This window comes from Pseudomonas fluorescens (assembly GCF_003732425.1).
Lineage (GTDB): Bacteria > Pseudomonadota > Gammaproteobacteria > Pseudomonadales > Pseudomonadaceae > Aquipseudomonas > Aquipseudomonas fluorescens_BE.
The window spans coordinates 547,941-571,747 of sequence record NZ_MOBX01000015.1 but is presented as its reverse complement, the minus strand read 5'-3'; the positions used below and the strand labels follow the sequence as shown (position 1 = coordinate 571,747).

The 23,807-nt window shown below is 60.3% G+C and carries 20 protein-coding genes and 1 pseudogene; 8 read left to right on the top strand and 13 right to left on the bottom strand.

Annotated features, from left to right (window positions below):
- Positions 1-60 precede the first annotated feature (60 nt).
- From BK670_RS24650 to BK670_RS24625, 6 genes are read right to left on the bottom strand one after another with little or no spacing between them, the layout of a single operon-like run.
- Complete coding sequence (locus BK670_RS24650; RefSeq protein ID WP_123453659.1) at positions 61-1,392, bottom strand: DUF58 domain-containing protein; 1,332 nt, start codon at positions 1,390-1,392, stop codon at positions 61-63.
- 46 nt (positions 1,393-1,438) lie between these two features.
- On the bottom strand, positions 1,439-2,440 hold the full coding sequence (locus BK670_RS24645; RefSeq protein ID WP_123453657.1) for an AAA family ATPase: 1,002 nt from the start codon (positions 2,438-2,440) through the stop codon (positions 1,439-1,441).
- The gene (locus BK670_RS24640; RefSeq protein WP_123453655.1) at positions 2,437-3,600 is read right to left on the bottom strand and encodes a DUF4350 domain-containing protein; all 1,164 of its coding nucleotides are present in this window, start codon (positions 3,598-3,600) and stop codon (positions 2,437-2,439) included. Before BK670_RS24640 ends, BK670_RS24645 begins: the two co-directional genes overlap by 4 nt.
- Positions 3,597-5,144, bottom strand: a complete 1,548-nt coding sequence (locus BK670_RS24635) for a DUF4129 domain-containing protein (RefSeq protein ID WP_123453653.1) — start codon at positions 5,142-5,144, stop codon at positions 3,597-3,599. Before BK670_RS24635 ends, BK670_RS24640 begins: the two co-directional genes overlap by 4 nt.
- Positions 5,131-6,108, bottom strand: coding sequence for a stage II sporulation protein M (locus BK670_RS24630; protein WP_123453960.1), 978 nt, complete (start codon positions 6,106-6,108; stop codon positions 5,131-5,133). Before BK670_RS24630 ends, BK670_RS24635 begins: the two co-directional genes overlap by 14 nt.
- Positions 6,105-6,830 carry an RDD family protein gene (locus BK670_RS24625; RefSeq protein WP_123453651.1) on the bottom strand — a complete coding sequence of 242 codons (726 nt, stop codon included), beginning with the start codon at positions 6,828-6,830 and terminating at the stop codon, positions 6,105-6,107. The genes BK670_RS24630 and BK670_RS24625 overlap by 4 nt, the downstream gene beginning before the upstream one ends.
- 182 nt (positions 6,831-7,012) lie before the next feature.
- Here BK670_RS24625 and sbcB point away from each other — a divergent pair, with 182 nt between their 5' ends.
- Positions 7,013-8,443: an exodeoxyribonuclease I gene (gene sbcB, locus BK670_RS24620; protein ID WP_123453649.1), complete on the top strand. Its 1,431-nt coding sequence runs from the start codon at positions 7,013-7,015 to the stop codon at positions 8,441-8,443.
- Positions 8,444-8,540: 97 nt separating this feature from the next.
- Here the strand turns inward: sbcB and mvaT are convergent, their stop codons facing one another.
- Entirely contained in the window at positions 8,541-8,918 is a 378-nt protein-coding gene (gene mvaT / locus BK670_RS24615) for a histone-like nucleoid-structuring protein MvaT (RefSeq protein ID WP_016983124.1), read from the bottom strand.
- Positions 8,919-9,253: 335 nt separating this feature from the next.
- Between mvaT and purU the strand changes: the two genes are divergently transcribed.
- Complete coding sequence (purU, locus tag BK670_RS24610) at positions 9,254-10,102, top strand: formyltetrahydrofolate deformylase (protein WP_007912774.1); 849 nt, start codon at positions 9,254-9,256, stop codon at positions 10,100-10,102.
- A gap of 85 nt (positions 10,103-10,187) precedes the next feature.
- The gene (locus tag BK670_RS24605; protein WP_123453647.1) at positions 10,188-10,394 is read left to right on the top strand and encodes a hypothetical protein; all 207 of its coding nucleotides are present in this window, start codon (positions 10,188-10,190) and stop codon (positions 10,392-10,394) included.
- Here BK670_RS24605 and BK670_RS24600 read toward each other — a convergent pair.
- The 5 genes and pseudogenes from BK670_RS24600 to BK670_RS30365 form a co-directional block, all read right to left on the bottom strand.
- The gene (locus tag BK670_RS24600) at positions 10,362-11,357 is read right to left on the bottom strand and encodes a glucosaminyl phosphatidylglycerol flippase (protein ID WP_123453645.1); all 996 of its coding nucleotides are present in this window, start codon (positions 11,355-11,357) and stop codon (positions 10,362-10,364) included. The two genes, BK670_RS24605 and BK670_RS24600, sit on opposite strands and share 33 nt — an antisense overlap.
- Positions 11,354-12,130 carry an N-acetylglucosaminyl phosphatidylglycerol deacetylase gene (locus tag BK670_RS24595; protein ID WP_123453643.1) on the bottom strand — a complete coding sequence of 259 codons (777 nt, stop codon included), beginning with the start codon at positions 12,128-12,130 and terminating at the stop codon, positions 11,354-11,356. Before BK670_RS24595 ends, BK670_RS24600 begins: the two co-directional genes overlap by 4 nt.
- Positions 12,123-13,235: an N-acetylglucosaminyl phosphatidylglycerol synthase gene (locus tag BK670_RS24590; protein WP_123453641.1), complete on the bottom strand. Its 1,113-nt coding sequence runs from the start codon at positions 13,233-13,235 to the stop codon at positions 12,123-12,125. The genes BK670_RS24595 and BK670_RS24590 overlap by 8 nt, the downstream gene beginning before the upstream one ends.
- 285 nt (positions 13,236-13,520) lie before the next feature.
- Positions 13,521-14,285: a methyl-accepting chemotaxis protein gene (locus BK670_RS30370; protein ID WP_404942493.1), complete on the bottom strand. Its 765-nt coding sequence runs from the start codon at positions 14,283-14,285 to the stop codon at positions 13,521-13,523.
- Between the two features lie 93 nt (positions 14,286-14,378).
- A pseudogene (locus BK670_RS30365) lies at positions 14,379-15,410 on the bottom strand (HAMP domain-containing protein); the annotation flags it as partial.
- A gap of 190 nt (positions 15,411-15,600) precedes the next feature.
- Here BK670_RS30365 and BK670_RS24580 point away from each other — a divergent pair.
- On the top strand, positions 15,601-17,088 hold the full coding sequence (locus BK670_RS24580; protein ID WP_123453958.1) for a helicase HerA-like domain-containing protein: 1,488 nt from the start codon (positions 15,601-15,603) through the stop codon (positions 17,086-17,088).
- 143 nt (positions 17,089-17,231) lie between these two features.
- Here the strand turns inward: BK670_RS24580 and BK670_RS24575 are convergent, their stop codons facing one another.
- Positions 17,232-17,687: a DUF721 domain-containing protein gene (locus BK670_RS24575; protein ID WP_038366691.1), complete on the bottom strand. Its 456-nt coding sequence runs from the start codon at positions 17,685-17,687 to the stop codon at positions 17,232-17,234.
- Between the two features lie 308 nt (positions 17,688-17,995).
- Between BK670_RS24575 and secA the strand changes: the two genes are divergently transcribed.
- From secA to BK670_RS24555, 4 genes are all read left to right on the top strand, one after another.
- Positions 17,996-20,734 carry a preprotein translocase subunit SecA gene (secA, locus tag BK670_RS24570; RefSeq protein ID WP_123453636.1) on the top strand — a complete coding sequence of 913 codons (2,739 nt, stop codon included), beginning with the start codon at positions 17,996-17,998 and terminating at the stop codon, positions 20,732-20,734.
- Between the two features lie 122 nt (positions 20,735-20,856).
- Positions 20,857-22,074 carry a bifunctional glutamate N-acetyltransferase/amino-acid acetyltransferase ArgJ gene (argJ, locus tag BK670_RS24565; RefSeq protein WP_123453634.1) on the top strand — a complete coding sequence of 406 codons (1,218 nt, stop codon included), beginning with the start codon at positions 20,857-20,859 and terminating at the stop codon, positions 22,072-22,074.
- Positions 22,075-22,228: 154 nt separating this feature from the next.
- On the top strand, positions 22,229-22,861 hold the full coding sequence (locus BK670_RS24560; protein WP_123453632.1) for a glutathione S-transferase family protein: 633 nt from the start codon (positions 22,229-22,231) through the stop codon (positions 22,859-22,861).
- Positions 22,858-23,805, top strand: coding sequence for a Nudix family hydrolase (locus BK670_RS24555; RefSeq protein ID WP_123453630.1), 948 nt, complete (start codon positions 22,858-22,860; stop codon positions 23,803-23,805). Before BK670_RS24560 ends, BK670_RS24555 begins: the two co-directional genes overlap by 4 nt.
- Positions 23,806-23,807 lie beyond the last annotated feature (2 nt).

Genomic DNA, 23,807 nt, shown 5'->3' with positions numbered 1-23,807 from the left:
GACTATTGAGATAAAACCAACGGCGCGCGTCCCGATGCTACGGGACGTCCACGCTCTCATTCAAAAGCTTCCAGCTTTCTTCCAGCTCATATAGCGCACCACCATCTTGCTCCCTAGTTCAGCGGGCCGCACATCCACCACTGCAACTCCATGAGCGCTCAAACGCTCATGGAGTTCCGCTCGTTCGTTCAAGGATCTCAGCGTCCCGCAATAGGCCAGCGCCTCGGGCAATGTGTGCACTGGCGTATGGCGCAAGGTGTCGAGGGTTTCTTCGCGCAGACTCGCCACCAGCACCCGGTTTTGCTGGCTCAGGCGCTTGACGGCGTTGAGCAATTCATCGTCATCCTCATCGCGCAGGTTGGTTACCAGCACCACCAGCGCCCGGCGTTTTTGACGGGCCAGCAGTTGATTGGCCGCAGCCTGGTAATCGGCGGGGCGCTGTGTGCTTTCAAGGTCATAAACCGCATTGAGCAGCACGTTCAGTTGCCCACTACCTTTGACCGGCGCCAGATAACGCGGCTGGTCGCAGGCGAATGTGCACAGGCCTACCGCATCGCCCTGGCGCAGAGCCACATAGCTGAGCAACAGGCAGGCATTGAGCGCGTGATCGAAGTGCGAGAGCTCACCGTCCTGGCTGCGCATCTGCCGCCCGCAATCAAGCATCAAGATGATCTGTTGATCGCGTTCGTCTTCGTACTCGCGGGCGATTGGCGTGCGTTGGCGCGCGGTGGCTTTCCAGTCGATCTGGCGCAGGCTGTCGCCCTCACGGAATTCGCGCAGTTGATGGAATTCCAGCCCTTGGCCGCGACGTTGCCGCTGGCGTACACCGAGCTGGCTGAGCCAGTTGTCCACCGCCAGCAGCTCACCGCCATAGAGCCGGGCGAAGTCGGGGTAGACGCGGGTCTGGTCGCTGACGTTGAGCAGGCGTTTGCCTGACCACAAACCCAATGGGCTGGGCAGGTTGACTTCGCAGTGGGCATAGCTGAAATGACCCCGTTTGAGCGGGCGCAGGCGATAGCCGAGCAGGCTGCGCTGGCCGGGTTGCAATTCGATCGACAGCGGCAGGTTTTCGAAACTCAGGCCTTCTGGTGGATGGTCGAACAGTTCAATGTGCATCGGTTCGCTGAAGTCATGTTCGACTTCCAGACGCACCTCACCCCAGCGGCCCAGTGCCAGACTACCCGGCAACTGTCGAGTGATGCGCGGTGTTGGCAGCCGGTGCAGGCGCAGTGCATCCAGCGCCGCCAGAGCCAACAGCGCCAGCAGCAAACCCCAGTTGATCGACATCAGGCTCGCCGGGATGTCGATCTCCAGTGTGCGCAACGTGCCCAGCACAATGCCGATAACCAGCAGTAATGCCAGCCAGATCAATAGCAGTTTCGACGGTTTCATGCGTTCACTCCCTGTAGGAGCTGCCGAAGGCTGCGATCTTTTTGGCTCACAGACGCGGCGCCGGAATCTGGTCGAGCAGTTGCAGCAGTACCTGATCGACCTGCAGGCCTTCAATGTCCAGCTCCGGAGCAATGCGTACGCGATGGCGCAGCACGGCCAGCGCGCAGCCCTTGATGTCGTCGGGAATCACGAACTCGCCGCCGCGCAACAAGGCGCGGGCACGGGCACAACGCACCAGGGCAATCGAAGCGCGCGGTCCGGCGCCAAGGGTCAGCCCCGGCCAGGTGCGCGTGCTGCGCGCCAGGCGCACGGCGTAGTCGAGGACCTGATCGTCCAGCGGCAAGTCACTGGCAATCCGTTGCAGGGCTTGCACATCCTTGGCTTGCAACACGGTGCGCAGCGGTTGCACATCGAGCATATCGGCGCGGGTCGAGCGACTGACCTGACGCACCATGTTCAGCTCCTGGTCGGCGTCGGGGTAGTCCATGCGTACCTTGAGCATGAACCGGTCAAGTTCGGCCTCCGGCAGGGGATAAGTGCCTTCCTGCTCGATCGGGTTTTGTGTGGCCAAAACCATGAACGGTTGCGCGATCGGCAGGGCACGACCTTCGAGCGTGACCTGACGCTCCTGCATCGCTTCGAGCAAGGCTGCCTGGGTTTTCGCCGGGGCGCGGTTGATCTCGTCGGCCAGCAACAGGTTGGTGAACAGCGGGCCCTTGCGCAGCTTGAACTGCTCGGTTTGCAGGTCGTACACGGCGTGGCCGGTGACGTCGCTGGGCATCAGATCCGGGGTGAATTGAATTCGTGCGAACTCGCCGCCGAAGCAACGGGCCAATGCGCGCACCAGCAGGGTCTTGCCCAGCCCCGGCACGCCTTCGAGCAGCACATGACCGCCGGCGATCAGTGCCGTCAGCACGTCATCGATCACCTGGTTCTGGCCGATCAGGGCTTTCTGCAATTCGCCGCGTACTGCTTGCGCCAACTGGCTGGCACGCTGGCGTTGCTGGGCGGCGTGGCTGGCGCTGCCGGGCTCGATCTGTTCAGTCATAGCGTGTTCCTCAAGGTTTGCAGGTGGGCGACCTGGCGGCAGAAATCGGCGCTGGACAGTCGCCGATCCGACACCGGGCTCAGGGCCTGGCTGATAGCGCGGGTGGGTTGCCGGGTCAGGCGCGACAATGCCAGCCATTGTTCGGCAACGTTCAATTGGTCAAAACCGGGGTGACGGCGACGGGCGCGGCGCAGCACGTCCTGTTGCAGTGCTTGCAGCAGCGTCTGCTGGCCGTTGTGGCGCAACAGGAAATCGGCGCTGGCGCGCAAGTGTTCCTGCAATTGCCGACGTCCACTTGGAGCGGGTAATTGCACTGGACCGTGGCGAACACCGACGTGCCAGAGCCACAGGCCGATCAACGCGAGCAAAGCGACGATGGCTTGCGGGAAGTAGCGCCAGAGCAAGGTCAGCAGGCCATCGTGCGCGGTGTTGTAGATCAGCGTGACATCGGTGTCGGCGCTCAAATACCAGAGCAGCCAGGCGTTGTCGTATTGACTGATGGTCTTGTTCTTCCACAACTCGGCGTCGGTGACCACGGTGATCGTGCCAAGGCTGTAGGGCAGTTGCATCATGTGCGTGGCCTTGGCGCTATTGGCCCAGGCTTGCGCGAGGTTCTTCGGGTCGTCGAGATGGAAGTCGGTGTCGAAACCGGCGTAGGCCGGTGCTTCTTCGTCTTCCAGATAGAGTTTGGTCAGTTTCGGGAAGCGTTCTGGCTCAACGTCCGTCGGTGGATCTTTCAGATCCTTGCTCAGGGATTGATGCAATTGCACGCGATCGAGCAACAGGTCGTTGCTTTGTTTGCTCTGCTCATCCCACAGCGATTCGGCGACGAACACCAGTCGCCCGCCAGCCCGGGTCCAGTTCAACACCTGATCAACCTGACGCGGGGTCATGCGTGAGCGGTCGTTGAACAACAGCAACGTGTGGCGGCGTGGATCGATATCGGCGAGCACCGCAAGGCTTTCGGCATGGCTGACGTTGAGGCCACGCTCACGCAGGAACAACTCGGCGGCCAGATAAGGATTGGCTTGCGCGACGGGGGAGGGGCCGTGATCGACTTCCTCCTGATAAGGCGTGGCCTTGAGATAGAGGAATACGCTTAACGCCCCCAGCAACAGGGCAATCGACGCGCCGACCCACCACTGTGTCCGGCGATTCAACGGGCGGCTCCGGGACCAAACAAGGCGCGCCAGCCATCGCACAATTCCTGTTGCGAAGGCGCCGGCGGTACGCGATGCCCGTAGGCCATGTTCTGCCAGTGGGTGGTCAGGCGGCGGCTGAAGGCGAGCAGTTCGGGGCGCTGCAATTGTTCAACGTGCATCAGCACCTGAAGTTCGGTGTCAGCGGGTTTCAGGTTCAGGTCGTAGTCGTGAAGCAGATGGCTGAGCAGCCCTCGATACAGCAGGCCCAGCGCTGCACGGGGTTGGCTTTGCCAGAGTTGTTCGGCGCTGCCTGCAATGTCGCCGGGCAAGGTGTCGCGGTTCAAGTCCAGACCGAAGGCTTGTTGTGGCACCGCGCGTTTCGGTTTGGCAGGCAGTCTCGGGCGGCGGCTGACGAAAGCTTGGAGATATTCACGATAACGCCAGATCAGCCAACCGAACGCAGCAATGACCGCACCCCAGAGCAACACTTCAATGACCTTCGCCAGCACATTGAAGTGTTGCCCGTCGAGCCAGCCCAGCAGGGTTTTCAGCCACTGCGGTGCTTCACCGGGTTTTTGTGCTGTGGCGGGTTTCGCCGGGTCATCGCCAAAGCGGTAGCGGGTGACAATTTCCTTGTTCTTGAACGGCGGCTGTTCAAGCAGCGCCTTGATGCTGTCCCGTGAGGCCTGGCTGGTCAGCGGTTGATTCAACAAGCGCGGTGCCTGCGGACTGTCATCCGGTTCGGCCGCCCAGGTCGACGGCACATTTGGCAGCACCAGACAGACCGCCAGCAGCAACCCCAGCACCCCGGTGTTGAGACGCTGGCGCAAGCGGCGAAACACCAGTTCGATATCCCAGGCTTCCAGTTGTGTGCGCCGATTCAGATAAAGGCTGAAGCCACAGGCGACATAGATCGGTTCCCACACCACCAGCACCAGCGCGTAGAAGGCATTGGTCAGGTGTTCGAGCCAGCGCCAGTCCTGATCCGCCGCGAGTATCAGCGACTGCCAGCTCCAATCCGTTTCGATCTGCTGCGGCAGTAACATGTAAAACAACACCATCAGGCCAATCCACAGCGCGGTTTCCAGGTGCACGCCAATAATGGTCAGCCACTGCGCGGCGCCGGCGTTGCGTTGCAGCAGCACGTGCAGGCGTTGTTGGCGGGCGCTGCCGTCGAGGCCTTCGAGTTGCATCACCGGTAATAGAAAGCTGCGGCTGAAACTGAGGCGGCGCCAGGTCAGGCTGGCCAGCAGTTGCGGTTTGAGCAGGCGCGGCCATTCGCGCAAGGCTTGTTCAAGTGTCGGCGTTTCGCCAAACAGCGCTTTCGACAGGATGTACAGCGGCAGGCGTTCATACGCCGGTTTCAGCCACCAGAAGATAAACACCGCCAGTGATGGCGAATCCCACAGCAACAAACTGAGCAGGGCGAACAGCGGCAGGGTGACGATCGCCCAACTGGTCATCAGCAGACGCCGATGTTGCTGGCTCATCAGTATGCCCAGGTCCATGGCTTCCCAGGTCGTGCGCGGGCGGATCACCACGGTGGCGTCACTCAGGCGCATGACGGGTCCTTCCAGCGAACAACAGATAGACCGCGACCAATGCCCAAAGCCCGGCGCCGACCAGATATTTGGTCAGCGGTGTGACGCTGGTTTTCGACGACCAATAGGCTTCGATAAACGCTGCAATCAACAGGAACAACGTCACGCCGCAGACCAGCAACACGCTTTTGCGTGCGGCCCGTTTCAGCGCTTCGCTGCGGGTCAGCCGCCCGGGGGCGATCAAGGCCCAGCCGAGTTCGAGGCCAGCGGCCCCGGCGAGGGCGATGGCGCTGAGTTCAAAGGCGCCGTGGGCGATGACGAATGACCAGAAGGTCTGGCCGAAACCGATCTCGCTCAGATGCCCGGCGACCGCGCCGATGACCATGCCGTTGTAAAACAAAAAGAATGCACTGCCGACGCCCAGCAGCAAGCCGCTGGCGAAGGTTTGAAAGGCAATGCCGATGTTGTGCATCACGTAGTAGCCGAACATCAGCCAGTCTTCGCTGGCTGCGCGTTCGGCGGGGCGCCCGAGGTGGCCGGCGACCGGGTCGTACATGCCTTGCATTTCGCGCACCTGATCGGCGGGGATCAGGTTGTAGACCAGGTCGGGGAACACATACACCAACACGCCGACGCCGATCAGGCTGCCAAAAAACAGCAGGCTGGCGACCAGCACAAAGGGCCACTCGGCACGGACCAGGCGGGGGAAGTCGGCGAGGATGAAACTCAGCAGATTGGCGCCGAGACGGCTGCGATGACGGTACAGTTGTTGATGCCCGCGCAGTACTTGTTGTTGCAACGAATCAATAAGGAAACTGCTATAGCCACGCTCCTGTGCCAACGCCAGATGCTGGCAAAGCCGCCGATAGGCCTTGGGGAAACCGGCGACTTGTGAGGTGTCCTTGCCGCGTTCAAGACGTTCGAGGGTCAGCGCAAAACGCTCCCATTCGGCCTTGTGACGCGTTTCGAAAAGGCTCTGCTTCATGTCGGCCCCAACAAGCCGCGAGCGATGCCGTTCAGTTCGGCCACAGCCTTGGGCGCGGAAATGTGCAGTGGCTGGGCAAGCAGGGCCGCCAGTTCATTGACCCGTGCTGGCGATAATTCACCCTGGCGTTCGGCAAAGCCAAGCACGGCGCGTTGTTCGGTGAGTGACAGCGGCACTGGAGAGCGCCGGGGTTCGGCATCAGGCAGTTGCGGACGTGTCAGCGGGCGTTCGCTGTAGACCACCAGTGTGCCGGCAGCGATGTCGCCGAGGCGTTTGAAAGTCGGGTGTTGCAGGCAACTGAGTGCGCCGAGGAAATAGCCGAAGGGCAGCAGATCGACAAAGCGCAGCAGGTTGCGCAGCAGCGAGGCCGACCAGCCAATCGGTGTGCCGTCGTCGTGCACCACGCGCAGGCCCATCCATTGTTTACCCGGCGAGCGCCCCTGACGCAGTACTTCGAACAGCACCATGTACCACCAACTGATCGCAAACAGCAGCAGCGAACCGAGGCCCATACCGAACTTGCCGAGAAACGCCAGGGCGATGAGCAGCACGCCCATGATCACGCCGCGCAGGGCCAGGTCGATTGCGAAAGCCACGGCACGCACCATCAACCCGGCGGGACGCAACGGTAGGTCGATGCCTTCCGGCGTTTCGACCTGATGCCGCGTATCCAGCGGCGGTGCCAGCGGTGCTTTCCTTGGCGGTGCTGTGGGCTCGAGCATGGGCTACCTAGATGTTCGCCTGTTCGGGGTGCAAGTGAGGTCGATGCTAGCAGTCTCTCGGGGGAAAACGACATAACTATGTATTGCACCTCGTGAAGCGCGAAGTGTTTGAATGACACGAGGCTGGCCGCGAGCGCGGTTGAACGCCTAGACTTTGTCGATCTTCAGTTCAGGAACCGCCCGTGACTTCAATTTTTTGGTACGACTACGAAACCACTGGCATCAATCCGCGTAACGACCGCCCGTTGCAAGTGGCCGGGATTCGCACCGACCATGCGCTCAACGAGATCGACGAGCCGGTCAACCTCTACTGCCAGCCCAGCGAAGACATTCTGCCGCATCCGGCAGCGTGTGCGATTACCGGCATCACCCCGCGCCAGCTCGCCGAAAAAGGTTTGAGCGAGGCTGATTTCATGACCCGGGTACATGCCCAACTGGCGGCCCCCGGCACCTGTGGCGCGGGCTATAACACCCTGCGTTTCGACGATGAGATGACCCGTTACAGCCTGTATCGCAATTTCTTCGACCCGTACGCCCGTGAGTGGCAGGGCGGCAACAGTCGCTGGGATCTGATCGATGTGGTGCGCGCCGCCTATGCGTTGCGCCCTGATGGCCTGGTCTGGCCGACCGATGACGAGGGCCGGGTGACGCTCAAGCTGGAACGCCTGACCGCCGCCAACCATATCGATCACGGGCACGCCCACGAAGCGTTGTCTGACGTGCGCGCAACCATTGCGCTGGCGCGGTTGATCCGCGAGAAACAGCCCAAACTGTATGACTGGCTGTTCCAGTTGCGCAGCAAGCAAAAAGTCATGGATCAGATTCGTCTGCTGCAACCTATGGTGCATGTCTCCGGGCGTTTCTCGGCGGCGCGCAGTTATGTCGGTGTGGTGCTGCCACTGGCCTGGCACCCGAAAAACCGCAATGCCTTGATCGTCTGCGACTTGCACTTAGACCCGCAGGGCTTGCTCGATCTGGACGCGCAAACCCTGCGCCAGCGTTTGTACACCCGTCGCGATGAGTTGCGGGAAGGCGAGTTACCGGTGCCGCTCAAGCTGATTCACATCAACCGTTGTCCAGTGGTGGCGCCGCTTGCGGTTTTGCGCGCGCAGGATCAGCAACGTCTGGGGCTGGACATGGCGCTGTATCAACAGCGAGCGCTGCGGCTAACTGACGCACAACAAGTTTGGAAAGATAAAGTTGCGGCAATTTATGTCAGCGAAGATTTCATTCCGAGCGAGGATCCGGAACAACAGTTGTACGACGGATTTATCGGTGACCGCGACCGACGTCTATGTGAGCAAGTGAGGAGCGCTGACCCGGCACAACTAGCGCAAGAGCAATGGCCTTTCGATGACGAACGTTTGCCTGAATTACTCTTTCGATATCGCGCACGCAACTTTCCCGAGACGTTGAATTTCGAAGAGCAAGCACGCTGGAGAATATTTTGTCAGCAGCGTTTGTCCACGCCCGAGTGCGGCGCACCGAATACCTTGAAGTCTTTTACCGAGGCGGCAGAGCAATGGTCGGTTAATGCCACGCCGATGCAGAATGAGGTGCTCAATGATTGGCAGAATTATGTCCAGGCATTGCGCAAACGTTTGGATCTTTGAAATCGAACATGACCGGGCTTAAATCCCGGGCATAAAAAAACGCCAGCATTCGCTGGCGTTTGTTTTTTCGCGGATTGCTCTGCGAAGGCGTTGCAGCTTAGCCCAGCAGGGTAGCCCAGCCTTCAACCACATCGCCGCCCCACTTGGCTTTCCACTCTTTCAGAGTTTTGTGGTTGCCACCTTTGGTTTCGATGACTTCGCCGTTGTGCGGGTTTTTGTATTGTTTAACTTTGCGGGCACGCTTGGTGCCGGTAGTTTTTACTGCGCCGCCGCGTGGTGCTTTGGTTTTCGACTCTGGATCCAACAGCGCGATGATGTCACGCAGGGATTTGGAGTATTCACCCATCAGGGTGCGCAGTTTGCCTTCGAATTCCAGCTCGGCTTGCAGTTTGTCGTCTTCGGACAGGTTCTTCAAACGGGCTTGCAGCTCTTTGATAGCTTCTTCGGTGGCGCGATATTCGTTGATCAAGGACATGATTACTACCTTAGTAGAGTGCTGAATGGCAGGGGACAGTGCCGCAATAATAGTCAGGCTGTTTCATCAAGTAAACATTTAACCGGGGTTTTTATTTAATTTAGTTACGGGAAACTGCCCTCTTTTGAATATTCAGTTAAATAGTGTGATCGAGTCATCACAGATATTCACAGTTGTCTGATCAAGCGATCCCACAGGATCAGCGCCAGTCTGACGGTTGCTCATCGAAAATCTGTATCACTGAGCCTGGCTCGCGCCAGTGCTGATCAATACTGCAGTTTTCCTTCGCAGCCGCTAGAATGGCGGCCTTTGCGAAGTTCTGGAGTTTTCCCCTCATGCGCACTTTTCGGCTGGTGATATCTTGCCCGGACCGCGTTGGCATTGTTGCCAAAGTCAGTAATTTTCTGGCAGCCCACAACGGCTGGATCACCGAAGCGAGCCACCACTCGGACAACCAGGTGGGCTGGTTCTTCATGCGTCACGAAATTCGTGCCGATTCACTGCCTTTCGGAATTGAAGTCCTGCGCGAGAAGTTCGCCCCGATCGCCGAAGAGTTCTCGATGGACTGGCGCATCACCGACACCGAGCAGAAAAAACGTGTTGTATTGATGGCCAGTCGCGAATCTCACTGCCTCGCTGACTTGTTGCACCGTTGGCACAGTGATGAACTGGATTGCGAAATCTCCTGCGTGATTTCCAACCACGACGACCTGCGCAGTATGGTCGAGTGGCACGGCATTCCTTATTACCACGTCCCGGTCAATCCGCAGGACAAGCAACCGGCCTTCGACGAAGTGTCGCGTCTGGTCAAACAGCACGATGCCGAAGTGGTGGTGCTGGCGCGTTACATGCAGATCCTGCCGCCAGACATGTGCCGCGAATACGCGCACAAGGTCATCAACATTCACCACAGCTTCCTGCCGTCGTTCGTCGGCGCCAAGCCCTATCACCAGGCGTCGCTGCGCGGTGTGAAGCTGATCGGCGCGACCTGCCACTATGTGACCGAAGAGCTGGACGCCGGTCCGATCATCGAGCAGGACGTGGTGCGCGTCAGCCACAGTGACAGCATCGAAGACATGGTGCGTTTCGGTCGTGATGTCGAGAAGATGGTGCTGGCTCGTGGCCTGCGCTATCACCTCGAAGACCGCGTGCTGGTGCACGGCAACAAGACTGTGGTGTTCTGATCGCAACCACACAGGCTTGAAAAACGAAGGGTCTGGGCGTTCAATCGTTCCAGGCCCTTCGCCGTTTCTGACCGAGGAAAAGCGCATGAGCGATCCGCTGGACAAAGCCACATCCAAAGCCCCCGCCACCCTCGGCGAAGGTTGCCTGAGCCGCTATGACCCGGATGACATGAGCCCGGAGGATGGCACGGAGTTTCCTGGCGCTGCCGAGTTGTGGGAGCAGGTGAAACCAGCATCGGACGATGAAACAGGCGATCTTTTAAGCTTGGCGCACTTTCATGAGTTTCCTTAGCAAAGGCCGCCCCAGCATCAAGAGAAACACCGGGCCACCCACCAGCAGATAAAAGTAATACGTCACCACCCGCCAGATCAGGATCGCCGCCGCTGCGGTGGATTTGCCCACCATCGGCGCCAGCAACGCGGCCGATGTCAGCTCCGCCGCCCCCGCGCCGCCCGGCAGCAGGCTGAATTGCCCGGCGCCGAGCGAGAGCATCTGCACCAGAAAACTCCACGCCCACTGCAAGTCCGCGCCCAGTCCGCGCAACGCCAGATACAGCACGCTGTAACGCAGCAACCAATGCACGCACGTCAGGGCGAAGACCTTGATCAGCGTCTGCCAGGGCAACTTGAGGGTGTCGGTGAACGCGGCGAGAAAGTGCAGCAACTTGCGCGCCCAGCGGCGTCGGGTGCTGGCCTTGACGTTCATCCTCGCCAACAGGCGTCCGCTCAGGCGAATCAACGCGCGGTGATAACGGGCGAGCAATACGCAACTGAACAGGCCGCCAAACAACGACACTGCGCTGACTGTCAGCAGCCACTCCAGCCGATCGCTGAGGTGCTGAAACAGCGCATAAATCAGAATCCCGCTCAGGGCGCAGAGAAAGAACAGCAGGTCACTCAGTTGATCCATGGCGAATACGGCGCTGCCCCGCGCCGGGCGCACGCCCGATCGGGCCAGCAGGGCCATGATCGTCAGCGGTCCACCGCTGCCGCCGGGTGTCGCGCAGTAGGCGAATTCGGCAGCCATGACCACGCCAAGACTTTTCAGCGGCGTGACGCGCTCGCGTTGATCACCGAGCAGCAAACGCAAACGCAGGGTATTGATCCCCCAGCACAGCAGGATCATACCGAACATCACCAGCAGCCAGTGCAGCGGAAAACTTTGCAGGCGCGCCCAGGTTTCGCCGCCGCCGAGCATCACCGGGATCAACACGGCCGCGAGCAGGCCGATCAGCAGCAGAACGCCGCGACTCATGCGGCGCGCTCCAATTGGCTGCGCTGTTGCGCCAGCCAGTCGATTTTAGTCATCGGTACGCGTCCTTCCATCAGCAGTCGTTCAAGGGTTTTCAACCAGTAATCACGGGAGAAACGGTGACGCATGTCCACCGGGTGCAAGCCTAGACGAATCACCGGCGCTTGGCGCCAACGCTGTTCACGTTGCTCGCAGACTAACTTTGACAGGCCTCGGCGCCAGGCACTGCGGGCACTCCAGACCAGACCCGGGGCATTGATGGCGGTAAAGTCTGGCAAGCGATAGAGATGCTGCGGATCGCTGGTGTAGCTCAACGGCAACTCGCGCAGGGCCTGGCGGGTGCCGTCGCTCATTAGCCAGGCCGGGGCGACGAAACCGTGCAGGGGCCAGTCGTAGCGTTGAAACACATCGATGCCCGTGCGCAGGCGGGCCAGAGCGGACTCGCGGGACAAATGATAGAACTCGCCTTCATGGGTGTAGACCCGGCGCATGAACCAGTCGCGCGGGTTCGACGGCCGGGGTTCCTGGTCATCATGAAAGTAACCGTGCAGGGCCAGTTCGTCGCCCCGGGCAACGCGCTCGGCAAGCAATCGGCGAAACGCCGGGTGAGCATCGAGGGCGTTGCGCCGATGGAAATCCGGCACCACCAGCCAGGTCATTGGCACCGGGCCCAATGCGTCGACCGCTGCGACAAACGGCTGATAATCGGCCCAGGTCGCCGGCGCCACATCGTGCAGCACCAGCAACACGGCGGGTTGATTCATGGTTTCAGCCATTGGCCACCCGTGGCAGTGTGTGGCCGAGGACGGCGTGGTAGTGACCGAGCAGACTGTCGACCACCGTGTCCCATGCGTAATGTTGCTCGACATGCTGGCGTGCCTGTTGACCCAGTTTTGCGCAGCCGCGACTGAACAGTTCGCGCACGGCATTGGCCATCGCTTGCGGGTTGTTCGGCGCACAAAGCAGGCCGCAGGACTCGCTGATGATTTCTTCGAAAGCCCCAGCGGCCACCGCGACCACCGGGATGCCGCAGGCCATCGCTTCAAGAATCACCAGGCCAAAGGTTTCCTGATCGCCGGCATGGACCAACGCGTCCGCACTGGCCATCAATTGCGCCACTCGCCAGGGTGGGCAGAATTCATCGATCACACTGACGTTATCCGGCACTGCGGCGGGCATCGATGAGCCGACCAGCAGCAGGTGATATAGCGGGCCAAGGCGTTTCATGCAGTTGAGCAGCACCGGCAGGTTTTTCTCTTTCGAACCGCGCCCGGCGAAAATCAACAGACGCGTGTCCTCGGTGATGCCCAGTTCTGCGCGCAGGTCGAGATCACCCGCGTCTGGATGAAAGGTTTGCAGGTCCACGCCCAGAGGCTGCACGAAGACATTGCGCACGCCGAGTCCGCTGAGCTTGTCAGCCATGACCTGACTGGGCGCCAAGACGCGGTCGAAGTTGCCGTAAAGCCGCGTGACATAGGCCTCGATATTCGGTGTGACCCAATGGCCCATGCGATTGCCGACCAGCAGCGGCAGATCCGAGTGATAGAAGCCGATCACCGGCACGTCCAGTTGCCGCCGCGCGTCCAGTGCGGCCCAGGCAGTCAGATAAGGATCGCCAACTTCGATCAGATCGGGCTGCAAACCCTGCAGGACATTTCGCCATGGCGCGAGGCGTACAGGAAAGCGATAACCTTTGCCGAAGGGCAGGGCGGGGGCGGGAACCGTGTAAACGCCGTCGTGTTCGCCAAAGTGCGCGCCAGGAATCAGCAGACTGTGGCGAGTGCCGGGTTTGATCCCCAGGCGGCGGTGTTTGGCATCCAGATAAGTGCGCACGCCCCCGCTGGCCGGGGCGTAGAACATGGTGATGTCGGCGATGTGCACGGTGATCAGCCCTCCGCTGCGTGGTTCTCCCTTGGTTGACCTTTATCAAGAATAGATGTTCGGTCGGGATTGCGCGGTAGAGCTGAAGAGCTTCAGAGTGGAAGAGCCCCTCACCCTAACCCTCTCCCAGAGGGAGAGGGGACTGACCGAGGTGTTTGGGTTTTATGCATCGACCTGAAAGTCTTCAGTCGAACTCAGGTTCTGAACAGCATGAAGTTCGGCTCCCTTTCCCCCCTCGCCCCCCTGGGGGAGAGGGCTGGGGTGAGGGGGTAAAGCTTTTGATCTTCAGATGCGGAAACTACCCACCAACTGTTTCAACCGCGAAGCCTGCTGCTCCAGATCCGAGCAAGCGCGCAACGTCGCCTGCAAGTTTTCCACGCCTTCCTGGTTCAGCGTGTTGATCTCGGTGATGTCGACGTTGATCGACTCCACCACCGCCGTCTGCTCTTCGGTCGCGGTGGCCACCGACTGGTTCATCCCGTCGATCTCGCTAATGCGCTGGGTCACGCTGTTCAAGCGCTCCCCGGCAAGGTTGGCGATTTCGACGCTGTCCTGACTGTGGCGCTGGCTGTCGCTCATCGTGCTCACCGATTCACGGGCGCCGACTTGCAGCTCCTCGATCATGGTCTGCACCTGTTGCGCCGATTCCTGGGTGCGGTGCGCCAGATTGCGCACTTCATCCGCCACCACCGCAAAGCCCCGGCCGGCTTCACCGGCACGTGCCGCTTCAATGGCCGCGTTGAGCGCCAGCAGGTTGGTTTGCTGGGAAATGCTGGTGATCACTTCGAGAATCTGGCCGATGTTCACGGTCTTGCTGTTCAGCGACTCGATGTTGCTGCTCGAAGCGCTGAGCATGCTCGACAGTTGATTCATCGCCTTGATGCTGCGATCCACCACTTGCTGACCGTCTTCAGCCAGACCGCGCGCGTCGCTGGCCTGATTCGAAGCCTGGGCGGCGTTGCGGGCGATTTCCTGCGCGGCGGCGCCGAGTTGGTTGATCGCCGCAGCCACACTGCTGGTGCGCGAGGCTTGCTGATCAGAGTTGTACATCGACGAGTTCGACGCAGCGACTACGCGCAGGGCAACTTCGTTGACCTGGCCGGTCGCCGAAGACACTTCGCGGATCGAACCGTGAATACGCTCGACGAAACGGTTGAAGGCCGTACCAAGGATGCCGAACTCATCGTTATTGACGATGGTCAGGCGTTTGGTCAGATCGCCTTCGCCGTCGGCGATGTCTTCCATGGCGCGGGTCATCACGTGCAACGGCTGGATCAGCAGGCGGATCAGCATGCCGAGCAGCGCGATGATGATCGCCACCGCAATTACCGTGGCAATCACTGCCGAAGTGCGGAACTGGCTGAGCATGGCGAAAGCCTGATCTTTGTCCACCGACAAGCCGATGTACCAGTTCACCGACGGCAGGCCTTTGATCGGCGCGAAGGTGACGATGCGGGTCTTGCCATCGACGGTGACTTCACTGAAGTCGCTGCTGATGCGCGGGGTGTTCTGCGGATAGGCTTCTTTGAGTGATTTCATCACCAAGGCCTTGTCCGGGTGCACGAGGATCTTGCCGTCGGCGCTGACCAGGAACACATAACCCATACCATCGAAATCACGGGCGGCGAGGGTGTCGACCAGCGATTGCAGGCTGAGGTCACCACCGACCACGCCAACGCTCTGGCCAGCCTTTTTCGAGGCGGTGGCGATGGAAATGATCAACTGGCCAGTGGCGGCATCGATGTAGGGTTCGGTCAGGGTCGAGGTGCTGCTGCTCTCGGCACCTTTATACCAAGGGCGTACCCGTGGATCGAAACCGTCCGGCATCTTCGCGTCCGGGCGGATGGTGAAGTGCCCCGTGGCATCGCCGAGATAGGAAGCCATGAACGTCGAGGTCAGGGCTTTCTGTTCCAGCAGGCTGGCGACGTTGGCCGGTTCCGGGTTGATGGCGAGGTTCTGGGCAGCATTCTCGACCAGCAGGATGCGGCCGCTGAGCCAAGTCTGGATATTGCCGGCAGTGACCTCGCCCATCTCATTGAGGTAGTTGTTCAGGTCATCGCGGATCGCATTGCGCTGCAACCAGTCGTTGTACAACGTAAACGAGGCGAAGGCGGCGATGACGATGAGGGCGGCGGCAAGCAAAATTTTATGGCTGAAGCGCAGATTTTTGTTCATGGCTTGGGGTTCCGCTAAGGTCTTAATGTCCAGGGCGTGCTTTTATAGAAGCGCGCAAAATGGGCAAGGGTGAAAAAAAGCTGATATTTCCGTCTCTCCTTAGGGAAATGTCCGGCCTGACTTGTGGTCAGGGTCTCTCACTCCCCTTTATCGGCCATGCGCAATCAAAGATTAACCATTGGGTGACAAAATGCCTGACTCCTCGCAACTCGTAATCGGCGCTGATCTCGCAGGGCAACAGATTGCTCAGGCCATGCGCCTGGCGAACCGCCACGGACTGGTCGCCGGCGCCACCGGGACCGGTAAAACCGTGACCTTGCAGCGTTTGGCCGAGGCGTTCAGCGACGCTGGCGTGGCGGTATTCGCCGCCGACATCAAGGGTGATCTGTGTGGCCTCGGTGCTGCCGGCAACCCGCAGGGCAAGGTCGCCGAGCGTATCGCCGGAATGCCGTGGCTCAACTTCAAACCGCAGGCTTATCCGGTGACCTTGTGGGACATCCACGGTGAGTCCGGTCATCCATTGCGCACCACCTTGAGCGAAATGGGCCCGTTATTGATCGGCAGCCTGCTGGAGCTGACCGACAGCCAGCAATCGGCGCTTTACGCCGCCTTCAAGGTCGCCGATCGCGAAGGCTTGTTGCTGCTGGATTTGAAGGATCTGAAAGCGCTGCTCAATCACCTCAAGGACAATCCGCAGCTCTTGGGCGAAGACGCGGCGCTGATGACCACCGGTTCCAGTCAAGCGCTGTTGCGGCGCTTGGCGATCCTTGAGCAGCAGGGCGCCGAAGCCTTGTTTGGCGAACCGGCACTGCAACTTGAAGACATTCTGCAACCGACAGCTGATGGTCGTGGGCGCATTCATTTGCTCGATGCCAGCCGTCTGGTGCACGAGGCGCCGAAGGTCTACGCGACGTTCCTGTTGTGGTTGCTGGCCGAGTTGTTCGAGCAGTTGCCGGAGCGCGGCGATGCGGACAAACCGCTGCTGGCGCTGTTTTTTGATGAGGCGCATTTGTTGTTCGGCGATACGCCCAAGGCCTTGCAGGAGCGACTTGAGCAAGTGGTGCGCCTGATCCGTTCCAAAGGCGTTGGCGTGTACTTCGTTACGCAATCGCCGGCGGACTTGCCCGATGATGTGCTGGCGCAGCTTGGCTTACGCATTCAGCACGGTTTGCGCGCGTTTACCGCCAAAGAGCAAAAATCCCTGCGTGCGGTGGCCGACGGCTTCCGGCCAAATCCGGCGTTCGACAGTTTGTCGGTGTTGACCGAACTGGGGATTGGCGAGGCACTGGTCGGCACGCTGACCGAGAAAGGCACGCCGGAAATGGTTCAGCGCGTGCTGGTCGCGCCGCCGCAATCGCGGATCGGGCCGTTGACTGAGACCGAACGTACGATGCTGATCGCGGGTTCGCCGTTCAAAGGGCGCTATGACAAGCCGATCGATCGCGAGTCGGCGTATGAAATTCTGATGGGGCGCAAAGGGCTGGCGCCGGAGGCCGAAGTGCCAGCCGGCAAACCTGTGCCTGAAGAGCCGAGCCTGGCCGACAGGGCTGGGGAGTTTCTCGGGACGGCTGCCGGGCAGGCACTGAAGTCGGCGATGCGCCAGGCGGCCAATAACCTCGGCAAGCAATTGGTGCGCGGCTTGATGGGCTCATTGCTCGGTGGCAGCAAACGCCGCTAATCCTGAACTGTTGAATATCTGAATGTGGGAGCGAGCCTGCTCGCGAAAGCGGTGTGTCATTCAACTTTAATGTTATCTGACACGACCTCTTCGCGAGCAGGCTCGCTCCCACTTTGGAATTGCAGGCAGATTCAGAATAGAAGTCAGGTTTTGGCCTTGGCGTGCGCCGCCAGACGCTCCAGCGCCGCACGCAAACCCGGATCAGTGATCCCGTCCGCCGTGGCCTGAATCGTCGCCGCTGCATCCGTCGACAAATCCATCGTGTGCCCGGCCGCTCCGCGTTGAACGGTTGGCGGCTGCACCTTGAACAGAATCCGCGTCAAACTGGCGAACTCATCGAACATCTGCAATTGCCGCTGCAGGCGTTTTTGCTGATAACGCAGGCGTGTGGCCCAGTGGCCATCGGTGACAATCAGCAACAGACTGCCTTCACGCCACGACGCCACATGGCAATGTTCACGGGCAGCGGGTTGCAGCTGGCTTTCGAGCAGGCGCTGCAAATGCCCCAGTCGTTGGGCATGGCCGAGGATGGCTTTGAGCGGCTTGGCTTCGCGCAGGAGAACGGCGGGTGCTCTGGCCGTAAGAGGGCGGAATGCCATGATCGAACACCTGAAATAACAGAAACGCCATGGTAGCAGAAAGGCCGAAATCACTCGCCCATTGCTTTTGCCCCCGCTTTACCCATTAAATCAACGACTAACTTCTGCCTTGTATGACTTGAAGTTGAGCAAAACGCCCCTATTTTAAGTGAGCCCCGTCAAAGCGCAGTGCCAGCATCGTGGAACATCGCCACTTTCCTCACTTCCGTTTCCGGGTAGAATGCTCGTTCGCATGCGGCCATGAGGGCTGCACGGGCGACGCTCACGGGGCCGCCCTCCATCCCTTTAGTGTGGAAGATCCTGCCGATATGTTTGCGCCTTTGTTAAAGAAACTTTTTGGAAGCAAGAACGAGCGTGAAGTCAAACGCATGCTCAAGACGGTGCAGCTCGTCAATGCCTTCGAAGAGCAAATGGTGGCCCTTTCGGACGATCAATTGCGCGCCAAGACCGATGAGTTCAAGGCCCGCATCGCCAAAGGGGAAACCCTCGACAAGCTGTTGCCAGAAGCCTTCGCGGTCGCCCGCGAAGCCGGCAAGCGCATCATGGGTATGCGCCACTTCGACGTGCAACTCGTCGGTGGCATGACCTTGCATGAAGGCAAGATCGCCGAAATGCGCACCGGTGAGGGTAAAACCCTCGTTGCGACCCTGGGCGTTTACCTCAACGCACTGTCCGGCAAGGGCGTGCACGTTGTGACGGTGAACGATTACCTGGCGCGTCGTGACGCCAACTGGATGCGCCCGCTGTATGAATTCCTCGGCCTGACCGTCGGCGTCGTGACGCCGTTCCAGCCGCCGGAAGAGAAACGTCAGGCGTACGCCGCCGACATCACCTACGGCACCAACAACGAATTCGGTTTCGACTACCTGCGCGACAACATGGCGTTCAGCATGGAAGAAAAATTCCAGCGCGAACTCAACTTTGCCGTGATCGACGAAGTCGACTCCATCCTCATCGACGAAGCGCGTACCCCGCTGATCATTTCCGGTCAGGCCGAGGACAGCTCCAAGCTGTACATGGAGATCAACAAGCTGATCCCGCAGCTGGAACTGCACGTTGAAGAAGTCGAAGGCGAAGTCACCAAGGCTGGCCACTACACCGTTGACGAGAAGACCCGTCAGGTCGAACTCAACGAGGCCGGTCACCAGTTCATCGAAGACATGCTCACCCGCGTCGGCCTGCTGGCTGAAGGCGAGAGCCTGTACTCGGCACACAACCTGGGCCTGCTGACCCACGTGTATGCCGGTCTGCGTGCGCACAAGCTGTTCAATCGCAACATCGAATACATCGTGCAGGATGGCCAGGTTGTACTGGTCGACGAACACACCGGTCGTACCATGCCCGGCCGTCGTCTGTCCGAAGGCCTGCATCAGGCCATCGAAGCCAAAGAAGGCCTGAACATCCAGGCCGAGAGCCAGACCCTGGCCTCGACCACCTTCCAGAACTACTTCCGTCTGTACACCAAGCTGTCCGGCATGACCGGTACCGCCGACACCGAAGCGTTCGAATTCCACCAGATCTATGGTCTGGAAGTGATGGTCATCCCGCCGAACAAACCGTTGGCGCGTAAAGACTTCAACGACCTGGTGTTCCTGACCGCCGAAGAGAAGTACGCGGCCATCGTTGCGGACATCAAGGAAAGCATGGCGGCCGGCCGTCCGGTGCTGGTGGGTACTGCGACCATCGAAACCTCCGAGCACATGTCCGCATTGCTCGTGAAGGAAGGCATTGAACACAAGGTTCTGAACGCCAAGTTCCACGAAAAAGAAGCCGAGATCATCGCGCAGGCCGGTCGTCCGGGTGCACTGACCATCGCCACCAACATGGCCGGTCGTGGTACCGACATCCTGTTGGGCGGTAACTGGGAAGTTGAAGTCGCGTCGCTGGAAGACCCGACGCCTGAGCAGATTGCCCAGATCAAGGCCGACTGGCAGAAGCGTCACCAGCAAGTGCTGGAGTCCGGCGGTCTGCAGGTGATTGCTTCCGAGCGTCACGAATCGCGTCGTATCGACAACCAGCTGCGTGGTCGTGCCGGCCGTCAGGGTGACGCCGGTTCCAGCCGCTTCTACCTGTCGCTGGAAGACAGCCTGATGCGCATTTTCGCCTCTGACCGGGTGAAGAACTTCATGAAAGCCCTGGGCATGCAGCCGGGCGAAGCGATCGAGCACCGCATGGTGACCAACGCGATCGAGAAGGCGCAACGCAAGGTTGAAGGTCGTAACTTCGACATCCGTAAGCAACTGCTCGAGTTCGACGACGTCAACAACGAACAGCGTAAAGTGATTTATCACATGCGTAACACGTTGCTGGCTGCCGACAACATCGGTGAAACCATTGCCGACTTCCGTCAGGACGTGCTCAACGCCACCGTCAGCGCCCACATTCCGCCGCAATCGCTGCCAGAGCAGTGGGACGTTGCCGGTCTGGAAGCGTCGATTGCCAGCGATTTCGGCGTGACACTGCCGATCCAGCAATGGCTCGACGAAGACGATCACCTGTACGAAGAAACCCTGCGCGAGAAGCTCATGACCGAGCTGATGGCGGCGTACAACGAGAAAGAAGACCAGGCCGGTGCCGACGCACTGCGCTCGTTCGAGAAACAAATCGTCCTGCGCGTACTCGACGACCTGTGGAAAGACCACCTGTCGACCATGGACCACCTGCGTCACGGTATCCATCTGCGTGGCTACGCCCAGAAGAACCCGAAGCAGGAATACAAGCGCGAGTCGTTCACGCTGTTCTCCGAGCTGCTGGATTCGATCAAGCGTGACTCGATCCGTGTGCTGTCGCACGTTCAGGTGCGCCGCGAAGATCCGGAAGCCGAAGAGCAACGTCTGCGTCAGGAAGCCGAAGCACTGGCCGCCCGCATGCAGTTCGAACACGCCGAAGCGCCAGGTCTGGAGCAGCCGGAAGCCCTGGTGGGTGAAGAGGTCGATGTGGCCCTCGCCACCGCCCCGGTTCGCAACGAGCAGAAGCTGGGCCGTAACGAACTGTGCTATTGCGGTTCGGGCAAGAAATTCAAGCATTGCCACGGGCAGATCCAGTAAAACCCGTTTCAATCGCTGAAATACCCGCGCCGCGACCGGCTTCTGCCGTCGCGGCGTTTTGCCATTTAAACCACCGTCGCTGCGAGTGACGGTGCTGACATCATTGAGTAAGGAGCGCATTCATGGCTGTTGGTCTTGGTCCTTTGCCAACGTTGCACCCGGTTGCCGGTTTTGAACTCGGTATCGCCTCGGCCGGCATCAAGCGCCCGGGGCGCAAAGATGTCGTGGTGATGCGCTGCGCCGAAGGTTCGACTGTGGCGGGCGTGTTCACCTTGAACGCCTTTTGTGCCGCACCGGTGATTCTGGCGAAAAAACGCGTGCAGAACGCTGTGCGCTACCTGCTGACCAACACTGGCAACGCCAATGCCGGTACTGGCGAGCCAGGCCTGGCCGCTGCCGAGCGCACCACTGCCAAACTGGCCGAACTGACCGGCGTTGCTGCTGATCAGATCCTGCCGTACTCCACCGGTGTGATCGGCGAGCCGCTGCCAGTCGAGAAGATCGAAGGCGCACTGCAAGCGGCGCTGGACGATTTGTCGGAAAACAACTGGGAAGCCGCTGCCACCGGCATCATGACCACCGATACCTTGCCGAAGGGCGCCAGCCGCCAGTTCGAGCACGACGGTGTGACCATCACGGTCACCGGCATCAGCAAAGGCGCGGGCATGATCCGCCCGAACATGGCGACCATGCTCGGCTACATCGCGACCGACGCCAAAGTCTCCCGCGAAGTGCTGCACAACCTGATGCTCGACGGCGCCAACAAGTCGTTCAACCGCATCACCATCGACGGCGACACTTCGACCAACGACTGCTGCATGCTGATCGCCACGGGCAAAGCTGCATTGCCGGAAATCACCCGCGCTGAAGGCGAATTGTTCGCCAAGTTGAAGCAAGCGGTATTCGAAGTGTGCATGGACGTAGCCCAGGCCATCGTGCGTGATGGCGAGGGCGCGACCAAGTTCGTGACCGTTGAAGTCAACGGTGGCGGTAACCATCAGGAATGCCTCGACGTCGGTTATACCGTGGCCCACTCGCCGCTGATCAAGACCGCGCTGTTCGCCTCTGACCCGAACTGGGGCCGTATTCTGGCTGCCGTCGGCCGTGCTGGCGTGCCGGATCTGGACGTGAGCAAGATCGACGTGTTCCTCGGCGACGTGTGCATCGCCAGCCGTGGCGCCCGTGCGGCGACCTACACTGAAGCGCAGGGCTCGGCGGTGATGCAGCAGGAAGAGATCACCATCCGTATCGAATTGGGTCGCGGCGATTGCAGCGAAACCATCTGGACCACCGACCTGTCGCATGAGTATGTGAAGATCAACGCCGAATACCGCACCTGATCCAAGACCGGGTCGCTTCTTTCGCGAGCAGGCTCGCTCCCACAGGGGATTTGTGGCAACACGATCCAATGTGGGAGCGAGCCTGCTCGCGAAGACGGCAGCTCGAAGAATGCAAGTCTCCAGGTTTCTCCACTGACGAAAAGGCGCCACACCCATGTCCTTGCACCTGATCATCGGCGACAAACTGCTTTCCTCCTGGTCCCTGCGCGCCGCACTGGCGCTTGAGCTGACCGGCGCACCCTACAGCGAAGAGCTGATCAAACTCGGCAAGCCCGATACCCGCGAACTTTTGCTCAAACATTCGCCGACCGCCAAGGTGCCGTTGTTGCAAACCGCACGCGGGACCATCGCCGACTCGCTGGCCATCGCCGAATACCTCGCCGAGCAGTTCCCGTCCGAGCAACTCTGGCCGACCGATATTTTCGCCCGCGCCCAGGCCCGGTCCGCCTGCGCCCAGATGCACAGCGGTTTCTTCGCCATGCGCAATCACATGCCGTTCAATCTGAGCCACGACGCACCGCTGAACCCAGTGCCGCCGGAAGTGAAGGTTGATATCGAACGCATGCTCGCGCTGTGGGCCGAATGTCGCGCCGCCGCCACCGAGAGCGGTCCGTATCTGTTTGGCCGGGTGAGTCTGGCCGATGCCTTCTTCGCGCCGATTGCCGTGCGTCTGCGTACTTATCAGGTACAGCTGCCGGCCGCCGACGAAGCGTATGTTGAAACCGTCTACCAATGGCCGGCCTTCAAGGCATGGCAAAAGGCTGGACTGGAGGAACTGAATCCGTGAAACGTGTACACGTCGCCGCTGCGGTCATTCGTGACAGCAGTGGCAAAATCCTCATCGCCCGCCGCGCCGATACCCAGCACCAGGGTGGTCTGTGGGAGTTTCCCGGCGGTAAGGTCGAGGCGGATGAGTCGGTTGAAACCGCGCTCGCCCGAGAGCTGCACGAAGAGTTGGGCATCGTCGTTGGCGCCGCCCGACCGCTGATCAAAGTGCGCCATGATTACCCGGACAAGCAGGTATTGCTGGATGTCTGGGAAGTGTCGGCATTCACCGGCGAGCCGCACGGTGCCGAAGGTCAGCCTTTGGCCTGGGTGACCGCCAAAGAGCTGGCGAACTACGAATTCCCGGCCGCCAACCAGCCGATCGTCGCGGCCGCGCGTCTGCCGGCGGAGTACCTGATTACCCCGGAAGACCTGGAAACCCCGGCGCTGCTGCGCGGGATCCAGAAGGCAATTGCCGGCGGGATCAAACTGATCCAGTTGCGCGCGCCGAACGGTTACGATCCCAAATACCGCGATCTGGCGGTCGACGCGGCCGGCCTGTGTGCCGGCAAAGCGCAGTTGATGATCAAGGGGCCGTTCGAATGGCTCGGCGATTTTCCGTCTGCCGGATGGCACATCACCTCTGCACAGTTGCGTAAATACGCGGCGGCGGGGCGGCCGTTGCCGGCGGAGCGCTGGCTCGCTGCGTCGTGCCACAACGCTGAAGAGCTGGCGCTGGCCGAGCAGATGGGCGTGGATTTCGTCACGCTGTCGCCGGTGCAGCCGACCTTGACCCATCCGGATGCGCAGCCGTTGGGCTGGGAGCAGGCTGAGGCGTTGACCGAAGGTTTCAGCAAACCGGTGTTTCTGTTGGGCGGGGTTGGCCCGGCGGAGCGCGAAAAAGCCTGGGGCGTTGGTGCGCAAGGCGTGGCGGGGATTCGCGCGTTCTGGCCTGATTCGTTGTAAAA